The sequence below is a fragment of the Waltera acetigignens genome, from assembly GCF_025567015.1.
Taxonomy (GTDB): domain Bacteria; phylum Bacillota; class Clostridia; order Lachnospirales; family Lachnospiraceae; genus Acetatifactor; species Acetatifactor acetigignens.
In genome coordinates, this window is the sequence record NZ_JAOQJO010000023.1 from 58,660 (window position 1) to 68,166 (window position 9,507).

Here is a 9,507-nt window from a genome sequence, read left to right on the forward strand (position 1 = left end):
AGGTACGATTGGGAGATTTTATTTATTTTACAGAGGAACAGAAGGAGCGAGCCAATGCGGTACATATTGCGGACATCCTTCGCCGGGAGCATGAGGAAGTGGAGCGTTCCGGAAATGAATGGCGTTGGAAACGGCACAGGAGTGTGACTTTCCGGGGGAGCAGTTGGTACCGCCACAGCAGACAGGTCGGAAGTCATGCCATTGATTTTATGCAGGAGTTCTTCGGGATGTCCTACCCGGAGGCGGTGAGCTATCTGCTGGACGGAGAACAGGGACAGATTATTGAACGGGGAAAAAGGCAGGAGACAAAAAGAAAACCGGCAAGAGCCGGGAAGGGACGGCAGGCTGTAGACAAAGAACAGACAGAGGAAAGAAAAGAACCAAAAGAGCCAAAGGAACTGAAACCGCCGGAGAAAAATCCGACCATGAAGAGAGTCTATGCATATCTTCTGCAGAAACGTCATATTGACAGGGAAATCCTCTCGTACTTTGCAAAGGAAGGAACCATATATGAATCTGCGGAGCATCACAATATTGTGTTTGCCGGACTGGACAGCGAGGGGAAAATCCGGCATATCCATGTGAAGGGGAGCTATTCTGACGGCAGGAGCTTCCGGCTGAATCAGGAAGGCTCGGAAGCTGCCTACGGATTTGGATACAGGGGAAACGGGAACAGACTGTATGTGTTTGAGGCACCCATTGACCTGTTATCATTTCTGTCCCTGTATCCAGAGAACTGGCAGGGGAACAGTTATATCACCTTAAACGGTGTGGCAGAGCATGCCATGCTGCAGGCATTGAAAGACAATCCCAGACTGGATACGGTTGTGCTGTGCCTTGACCATGATCCGGCAGGCATAGAGGCGTGCGGCAGACTGGCAGAGATTCTGGTACGCAATGGATATGGTGCGGTAAAGAGGTTACAGTCAGCCTGCAAAGACTGGAATGAGGATTTAAAAGGCAGATATGGTGAGGAAACAATTCCGGCACAGGAGCATCCGAGAGTCATGGAATGCAGGGCATGGACAGAGGTGCTGAAAGAAGTGACGGAATCCATCAACATCAAGTATGCCAACAGAAGTTATATCTGCCGTTATTATCAGGATATTTATAATGAACTGAAAAAGGGCAGGGGCAGGGAACAGCTTATGGATGCCTTTGACGGACCGGGGATGCTTTTGACCGGAGTGCTTGTGCGGTGCATGGAAAAAGAGGGAATCGCACTTGGCAGGGAAACTAGTGCAGACCAGATACTGGAAAATCTGTCAAAGCGTTATCAGCCGCATAAAGACAAGGGAAACTTCAACACCCGCATCCGGCAGATGCAGGCAGCCTTTGAAGAAACACTGGAGGTGTTCGATACAAAAGACTTAGAACAAAAAGAAGATCAGGAACTGCTTGCCAGAAAATGTATGAGCCTTGCGATGGAATGCATCCGGGCTCATATTTTTGTTGCCATCGACTGCGGGGAAGAGCAGATGAAGCCGGCAAAACAGACTGTGAAGGAACAGAAAATGGAACATCAGGAGGGAGGAATGATGCTATGCAGCCAGTCGTGATGCTGGTGATCGCAGGGGTGGCAATGTTTTCCGTGATTGGAGGCGTGTCACTTCTGTCACACTATTATACATTAAACGGAATCAAGAGCAGGACTGTCGGGGACGGTCAGCATGGAACGGCGAGATTTGCCACGAAAAAGGAAATCGCAGAAACCTATGTGCAGGTGCCCTATGAACCGGAGCTGTGGCGCAGGGGTGAGAACCTGCCGGCTGCACAGGGACTGGTACTCGGCAGCATGGAGCGGGCAGGAAAACTATACGCACTGGTGGATACCGGGGATGTGCATTGCCTGATGATCGGTGCGGCAGGAGTCGGAAAGACCGCACATTTTCTGTATCCCAACATTGAATATGCCTGTGCCTGTGGAATGAGTTTCCTGACCACGGACACAAAGGGAGATTTATACCGCAACTATGCAGGCATTGCAAAAAAATACTATGGCTACCATACGGCAGTCATCGATCTCCGTAATCCGACCAGAAGCGATGGTGACAATATGCTCCATCTGGTCAACAAATACATGGATGAGTATCTTGCAGACCATACGGACTTGAGTGCCAAGGCAAAAGCAGAAAAGTATGCAAAGATCACGGCAAAGACCATTATCTCCTCCGGTGGTACGGACAGTTCCAGCTATGGACAGAATGCATTTTTCTATGATGCGGCAGAAGGCGTGCTGACGGCTGCCATCCTGCTCATTGCGGAATTCTGCCCGGATGGAAAGAGGCATATCATCAGCGTGTTCAAACTGATACAGGATTTACTTGCACCATCCAAAGTGAAAGGGAAAAACCAGTTCCAGCTACTTCTGGCGAAACTCCCGGATACCCACAAGGCGAAATGGTTTGCAGGGGCAGCCTTAAATACAGCAGAGCAGTCCATGCAGTCGGTTCTCTCCACAGCACTATCTAGACTGAATGCTTTTCTGGATTCCGAGCTGGAGCAGATACTCTGTTTTGATACCGCTATTGATGCAGAGCTTTTCTGTAAACAAAAGACGGCGGTGTTTCTGGTCATGCCGGAGGAGGACAATACAAAGTATTTTATTATTTCTCTGATCTTACAGCAGCTCTACCGGGAAATTCTCGTGGTGGCAGACGAGAACGGAGGGAAACTGAACAACCGTGTAGTTTTCTATTGGGATGAGGTCGGAACGATTCCGAAGATTGAAAGCGCAGAGATGATGTTCTCAGCGTCCCGATCCAGAAGGGTGAGTATCGTACCCATGATCCAGTCCTTTGCCCAGCTTAATAAGAATTATGGGAAAGAGGGTGCAGAAATCATTATCGATAACTGTCAGGATACCATCTTCGGTGGGTTCGCACCGAACTCGGAGTCAGCGGAAGTGCTCTCCAAGAGCCTGGGCAGCAAAACTGTCATGTCCGGTTCCATCAGCCGGGGAAAGAATGATCCGAGCCAGTCCCTTCAGATGATCCAAAGACCACTCATGACAGCGGATGAATTGAAGTCACTGCCAAAAGGAAACTTTATCGTATCAAAGACCGGGACTCACCCTATGCGGACAAAACTGAAACTGTTCTTAAAATGGGGCATCACATTTGAAGAACCTTATGAGAGCGAAGAAAAATCTGCAAGAAAGGTAGCATACGCAGACAAGCAGGAGATTGAAGAGGAGATCATACGGAGATATATGTGCTGCATGGAAGAACCAGACGAGACACCTGCAGAAACGGCAAGGACAGGAGGGATGCAGCAGACACCGCTGACGGACACCATGAAAAAGATGCGGCAGACCTTACGGACGGAAGATTAGGAGGCAGGGTGACTAGGAAAGAAATTTATGAAACAGAGCTGCCACACAGGGCGGTGGCGGTCTATCTGTATCTGGAGACTCGTGCGGACAGGGAGAGGACATGCTATCCGGCAATCGGTACCATTGCCAGAGAGCTGCACCTGTCTGTAAGTACGGTCAAGCGTGCAATCCGCGATCTGGAGTGTGCAGGATTTATACAGAAAAAGCAGAGATGGCGTGAAAATGGAGGAAAGAGCAGCCTGCTCTATGAAATCATAAAATAGGCACAAAGGGATTACTGCGCCGGTCAGGTGGACTATGGTATGGTTCACCGTGGCCTGTGCAGGGAACTTTTCACTTTAAGGGGGAAGGACAGAGAAAAGAAAATACAGTTGGCGATATGAAACATCAATATTTTTTTGGAAAAAACTAAGAATTGAAGTATTATCAGATGGATCATGTGGGGACTCATAATTTTATTTTCTAATCGTATTTCGTGCGGAAAAATCGTATTTCGTGATTTATATATTGTGCAAAACAGTAAAATAAAAAATAATGAATATGCAAGTTTAGAGTACTCATAGAAAAGAGGAAATAAGGTAACGAATGGTGGCATACTGAAGCTGATAGTGTTTATTTGAGGAGAGTGGTAATATGGTAGCAAAAAAATGGAAAGAGTGCTTTTAATAATGTGGTTTGTTAGTTTAGTTTTTGTGTGCATTATAGGTTATAGGGAAATAATCAATGCTGTACCATATGGTTTGGAAATGGCTTCAAAAATTGTAAGTGAAAACAATGGGATGGATGGAACCTTATATCAAAAAATCCTAACGGAAACAATTCATTGTTATCAGATAGTAGGTGCATTATTGGTTATGTTAGGTGGTTTTGGAATAATTAAATCGGTATGCGCAATAAAAGAAAAACATAGATAATTGAGAAAATGTGCTGTCAATTTGATGGCACATTTTCTGTGTGATAATACAATTGATATTGATGTTTTGGACACTTCAATGAAAGATTTTAATTAAATTAAAACAGGTAGAAAATAAAAATTAGAAATGTTCGATATATAATGAGAAAGAAGGTGAGTGCTATGCTGGAAATTGTTGTCTGTGATGACGATATGGCAGATCTTGAGTGTGCAGTGAATATGCTGCATAAGATTTTTACAAGTCAAAAGATTGCTTATCATATAGAGCAATTTGCGTCTGCAAATCAAATGCTTGAAAATATCAGCAACGTTGATATCGGAATTTTAGATATTTCAATGGAAGAACTGAATGGTATTAAACTGGGGAGAAAATTGAAGGAAAAATTCCCGGATGTGAAATTAGTGTATATTACGAGTTATGAAGAATATTGTATGCGGGTCATTAACGAAGTTCATGCATTTTCATTTTTATGTAAACCATTGGAATATGATAAATTGGAAACGCAGATGTTGGAGCTGCTGGATCAACTGCCGGATACCGGAGTAGAAAAGGATTTTTATAAAGTGACGGACTGCAATGGGAAAGAGTATCTGTCAATCAAATTGAAACTCAGGGACATTTTATATTTTGAATACATAAAGAGGTCTAGAAAAGTACTGATAGCGTTGTCTGATATCACATATGAGTATGACTGCATTTTTGAAAAACTGGTTGAAGAACTGCAGCCCTATGATTTTGTTGTGAATTGTAGGGGAAATCTTGTTAATTTAAGGCATATTGAAAAAATTAAAGGTTTTACTATTTATATGGATAATGGAAAAGAACTCCAGATTGCGCAAAAGAGAAGCAGCGATTTTAGAGAAGAAGTAAATAAATTTTTGCAGAAAAATTCATAGGAGAAACGATGAATACGATTTTACTGATATTATGTAATGCTCTTTCCTGTTTTATCATAAGTACCATACTGTTCCAGTTTATGAATGGAAAGTATAAAAAGAGTAGTCAAAGTAGATATGTATATATTGTGATCGAGACTGTCACAGTGATTTTTACAACCTGTATCAATATGCTCAATCATTCCATATTAAATCTGGTGGTCTGGGGCGTGTTGACGGGGATAATAGCATATGCTCTGTATTATGAGGATATGGATAAACCGTTAAGACGTATCATTGAATGTGAGGCATTGGTATTTTGCATGTCTGTTTGTGAATCATTAGGAGTGATTCTTTTACAATGTATTTTGCAGGCAGCAGATATAAAAAATGTGAATGAAACGATGCTTTACTGCCTTGAGGTAACATTTTCAAAAGTAATACTTATTTTTTTGTATTATACATTCATAAACAGGTTTGTGAAAAAGAGCGATATTCCTTATGCAAAGACAAGGTACATCATGTATGGAATTATACTCCTATACAATCTGATTAACATGGGTGTAATTGTAGAGAATTTTAAAAATGGAGAAGAAAATTACTTATGTGCAGTCAATATGGGGTGTATTGTTCTGGCAGATCTATACCTTTTATATTTTGTTAAAATGGCAGATGAAAAGAACTATTATGAAAAGCAGCTCATCGCTTTAGAGCAACAGGCAAAGGTACAATACGAATACTATTTGACGCAGACAAAAAAATATGATCAAACCGTCCACATATTACATGATGTAAATAAGCATATTAAAGCAATCGAAGGATTATATGGTGCAGAGCAGGGGAATACGGCAGGAGAATATGCAGCGGAAATCAGAGAACTGTTAAAGCCGCTCATTCCGGTTCAATACACAGAAAATCCGATCTTGAACATTCTTCTTACCGATAAAGAATCCGTTATGAGGGAAAAAGGTATTTCAGTAACCATAAAGGTGGATAATGTGAATCTGAATTTCCTTGCACCAATCGACATTACAACTATTTTTGGAAATTTATTAGATAATGCGATTGAGGCAGCAGAGAAGCTGGAAGGAGAGAAATATATTTCGATTAAGATTGGCTCATACCATAAAATGATAGCTGCCAGCATCGAAAATAACTGCGGGGAGGTAAAGTGGAAAAATGGTTTTCCGGTATCAGCGAAAGGAAAAGGCGGTGGAATAGGACTGCTGAATGTTCAGAGCAGTGTAAAAAAATATGATGGAAATTTAATATTGAAAAGTGATGGAAATAAATTTATTGCTGAGTTATTCCTCAATTCATAAAAAGTCTTACTTCGTGCAAAAAAATCGTACTTGGTGCAGAAAAGGTAAAATATCAGAAGGAGTGTGTCGATATAAAAAATAAAATGGATGATACATATAAAAAATTTAATGATGGGAGGTTTCGCTTATGTCAAGAATTACGGACTACGGTTTTTTATTTCAAACGACATTTGGAACATCAAAAACAAATTTAGTCAACAATATTCAGTTGTCTCAAATGAACAGCAGTTCTGTACAGAAACAATTAAAAGCAGCAGGGATTGACACAAACAGTAAAAAGTATAAAGCAGCCCTGAGTGAGTAGATTCCGAATGACAGAGGAATGAAAATAATTGGAGGAAACGAAAATGAGTATAGCAGGAATTAACGGTTATAATTATTCAAATTATTATACAGGAACAAAAAGAAACACTGCGAAAGCGAACGGTATGAATTCCGGTTTGTTATCAAATGTAAGCAGTACATCTTCTAATATTACATTACATATGTCGGGAACAGAAGATAGTGGAAATGCATTAACAGCAGTAGGATTTCCGGATGGCAGTAGTGCATCTGTATATAAATCAGATGCATATGATTCGGCAAACCCAGAATACAGGGTAAGATATTGGGACAAAGAAGGAAATTACACAGATACAAATGTACAGATAAATGATGTTGATCCAAGAAATGCAAGTTATTTGGAAATGCTTGCATATACAACATATAGTGATGTAGAAGGCTTTACGAAAAATGCTTTTGGAGATTTCATGAATGCGGCTGGTGGTGTGAATGGCAACATCACTTATGATTCTGACAGCATAAATGAAAAGAAAGACTATATGAGCATGATTAAAGAATTTATGCAGTTACAATATGATTCGAACAACTTATCAGGTTATCTGTCATATAAGGAATTGTATGATTACATAAATGACAGAACAGAGAGGTGATTCAATTAAATGGAAATATCAAATAATTATAGCACAGCAAAAGTGTGGAACACATCGAATAAAAATGTTTCTAAATCTTCTAAAAAAAACAAATGGAAATTAACGGATTCTTTAAAAGAGAAGATTGTTGATCTGGCAAAAAAAGATGCACAGGACAATGTATATATGGGAAATGCATTTATGAATTTGAGAAAGACGGAAGTAAGCGAAGTAGCCCCGAATAGAGCTGCTTTAATTGGAAAGTTTAGTCAATCAATGAATTCAGGTAATATGTCAGCAATGAAAGAAGTTGAGGAAGCAGACAAAAAATGGCTCTGTATGCTGTTTGGAATACCTTATGAGGCAAAATATCAGGGAACAGGGACAGGCTCGGCAATTCATGTATACAATGAAGAGGGCGAAGAAGTTTTGACCTATACAGGGGGAGTAGGCTGGCAGGAAAAAGAAACAAAAGCAGAGTCACAGGTTCATTCAGCATTAAAAATGACATATTATGAGGCGTTTAGTGAGGCGAGAAAAGCACTAAATAGTGAAGAAAAGACTGGTAGTGTAGGTGAAAACATAATATTGCAAGATAATTTTGATATGAAGGCATGAAGTATGCAATTAAAATAAGGTCTATAATTTGGAGGAAAATATCTATATATTCCGTTCAAGGCTTACCGGTAGGATCAAATAATGTTGGCTTTGATGTTATTGGAGCGTCACCGGAAGAATGTTACGGTTATGCAGGTCCAGTAGGAAAGAGTGGATCAGAAACAACGAATGACGGAGAATCTTGGTGGGAGAAGCGCCACGAAAGAATGGAAGAACTTATGAAAGAACAGGAAAAGGAAGCAGTAAAAAGAGCACAGGCAAGACGAAAAGCTGTACAAAACGAATATCTAAATAGCCAGTTGGCGGCGGCAGCATATGAGAAAAGCAGTATTATTTTACCGGATAATCCTGTTATACTGTAGGCTCATCTTTTGACAGGAAAGCATAAGAATACAGGTAAGATATTTTTCGGGAGGAAGGATAAGAAATGGAAATAAACAATACTGGTTCTACATAGGGGGCAGCATTTCGTCAAAAACCGATTTTTTTCATGTCTGGAAAGGAAACAGTGGCATTTTTTGAAGGAAAACTGAAGAAAAATATGACACTTCAGGAAGATTCCTGTACACTTGGCAGCAATGACACTTATCGCAGACAGCATACCACTTATGAGGTTTCGGACAAGAAGAAGGGAAGTACGTTTCTGGATCTGGATTTTCTGATTAAGGACGAAACCAGCAGTCTGAAAGGAAATCTCAGTGATAAAAAGGATGTGGATTTCTACAACTTTTCCATTCCATTTAATCGAACCATACAGAATTATTTTGGGGTTCAAATATACATGGACATGCCGGAAGGCTGTGATTATGACCTCACCTTATATGATGAATATGGCAATCAGGTCGGAAAGGCAGAATGGGACGGGGAAGGACGTAAAACACTGACCATCCCGAACTGGGATACAAATACCAATAAATATTGTATCAAAATAGAAAACAAAAATGGGGAAGAAGTTTCTCCGCATGATTATTATAAAATCAGTTTCAAGGTTACGGAAAATAAAGAACAGGAAAAGACCGATGCCATAAGGGAGGCATTCGGGAACCTTCACGGTGCATACAGCCGGAAAGATGAAAATTGGAGGGAATACCTCGACAAATATAATGAAGTCCTGATGGATACAGAGAAAAATTATACAAAAGAAATGGAGAAATTCCACCAGAAGCAGTTTGAAAGTCTGCCGGAAGAAAAGAAATACAAAGGCGGGCGCACAGTGGATGAATTGTTGCAGGACATGGCGGAAGGAAAGACACTGGATGATGCGGAAATGGGGTATATGAAGATTTTTGCCAATCTGAAAGATTTTGAGAAAGCACAGCAGAAGGCGGAACTGAAACATGATTTTTCCGAGGATTTTGTAAAGGATCTGGAAAGCAAAGGTATCTCCCGTGATGAGCTGGAGGGAATGCAGATAAAGATTGAAAGCAATGGGAATGTAACAGTGAGCGGTATCGAAGATAAAGAAGTCCGGGAACAGGTTCAGAAACTGGTAGAGGAAAAGTACAGTGACCGGATGTATCAGTATTACACAGG

11 protein-coding genes are annotated in these 9,507 nt (G+C 40.8%); all 11 read left to right on the forward strand.

Translation table 11 applies throughout. The features are described from left to right. Positions 1 to 8 precede the first annotated feature (8 nt). Positions 9 to 1,559, forward strand: coding sequence for a DUF3991 and toprim domain-containing protein (locus OCV96_RS17645; protein WP_158435505.1), 1,551 nt, complete (start codon positions 9 to 11; stop codon positions 1,557 to 1,559). Next, complete coding sequence (locus OCV96_RS17650; RefSeq protein ID WP_262595052.1) at positions 1,544 to 3,334, forward strand: VirD4-like conjugal transfer protein, CD1115 family; 1,791 nt, start codon at positions 1,544 to 1,546, stop codon at positions 3,332 to 3,334. Before OCV96_RS17645 ends, OCV96_RS17650 begins: the two co-directional genes overlap by 16 nt. Positions 3,335 to 3,342: 8 nt before the next feature. Then, positions 3,343 to 3,597, forward strand: a complete 255-nt coding sequence (locus OCV96_RS17655) for a helix-turn-helix domain-containing protein (protein ID WP_117947342.1) — start codon at positions 3,343 to 3,345, stop codon at positions 3,595 to 3,597. Between the two features lie 384 nt (positions 3,598 to 3,981). Further along, the gene (locus OCV96_RS17660; protein ID WP_262595053.1) at positions 3,982 to 4,248 is read left to right on the forward strand and encodes a hypothetical protein; all 267 of its coding nucleotides are present in this window, start codon (positions 3,982 to 3,984) and stop codon (positions 4,246 to 4,248) included. 161 nt (positions 4,249 to 4,409) lie between these two features. Then, positions 4,410 to 5,144 (forward strand): LytR/AlgR family response regulator transcription factor, encoded by a 735-nt coding sequence (locus OCV96_RS17665; RefSeq protein WP_262595054.1) that lies wholly within the window; start codon positions 4,410 to 4,412, stop codon positions 5,142 to 5,144. Positions 5,145 to 5,395: 251 nt separating this feature from the next. Then, complete coding sequence (locus OCV96_RS17670) at positions 5,396 to 6,445, forward strand: ATP-binding protein (RefSeq protein WP_243248864.1); 1,050 nt, start codon at positions 5,396 to 5,398, stop codon at positions 6,443 to 6,445. Positions 6,446 to 6,572: 127 nt separating this feature from the next. Then, a complete protein-coding gene (locus OCV96_RS17675; RefSeq protein WP_226948312.1) occupies positions 6,573 to 6,749 on the forward strand; it encodes a DUF3879 family protein in 177 nt (58 codons plus the stop codon). 43 nt (positions 6,750 to 6,792) lie between these two features. Continuing rightward, positions 6,793 to 7,377 (forward strand): hypothetical protein, encoded by a 585-nt coding sequence (locus OCV96_RS17680; RefSeq protein ID WP_015517456.1) that lies wholly within the window; start codon positions 6,793 to 6,795, stop codon positions 7,375 to 7,377. Positions 7,378 to 7,386: 9 nt separating this feature from the next. After that, positions 7,387 to 7,974 carry a hypothetical protein gene (locus OCV96_RS17685; RefSeq protein WP_262595055.1) on the forward strand — a complete coding sequence of 196 codons (588 nt, stop codon included), beginning with the start codon at positions 7,387 to 7,389 and terminating at the stop codon, positions 7,972 to 7,974. Further along, positions 7,971 to 8,336: a hypothetical protein gene (locus OCV96_RS17690; RefSeq protein ID WP_243279352.1), complete on the forward strand. Its 366-nt coding sequence runs from the start codon at positions 7,971 to 7,973 to the stop codon at positions 8,334 to 8,336. The genes OCV96_RS17685 and OCV96_RS17690 overlap by 4 nt, the downstream gene beginning before the upstream one ends. Positions 8,337 to 8,482: 146 nt before the next feature. Continuing rightward, the coding region (locus tag OCV96_RS17695; RefSeq protein ID WP_262595056.1) for a hypothetical protein at positions 8,483 to 9,507 on the forward strand (1,025 nt) is incomplete at its 3' end.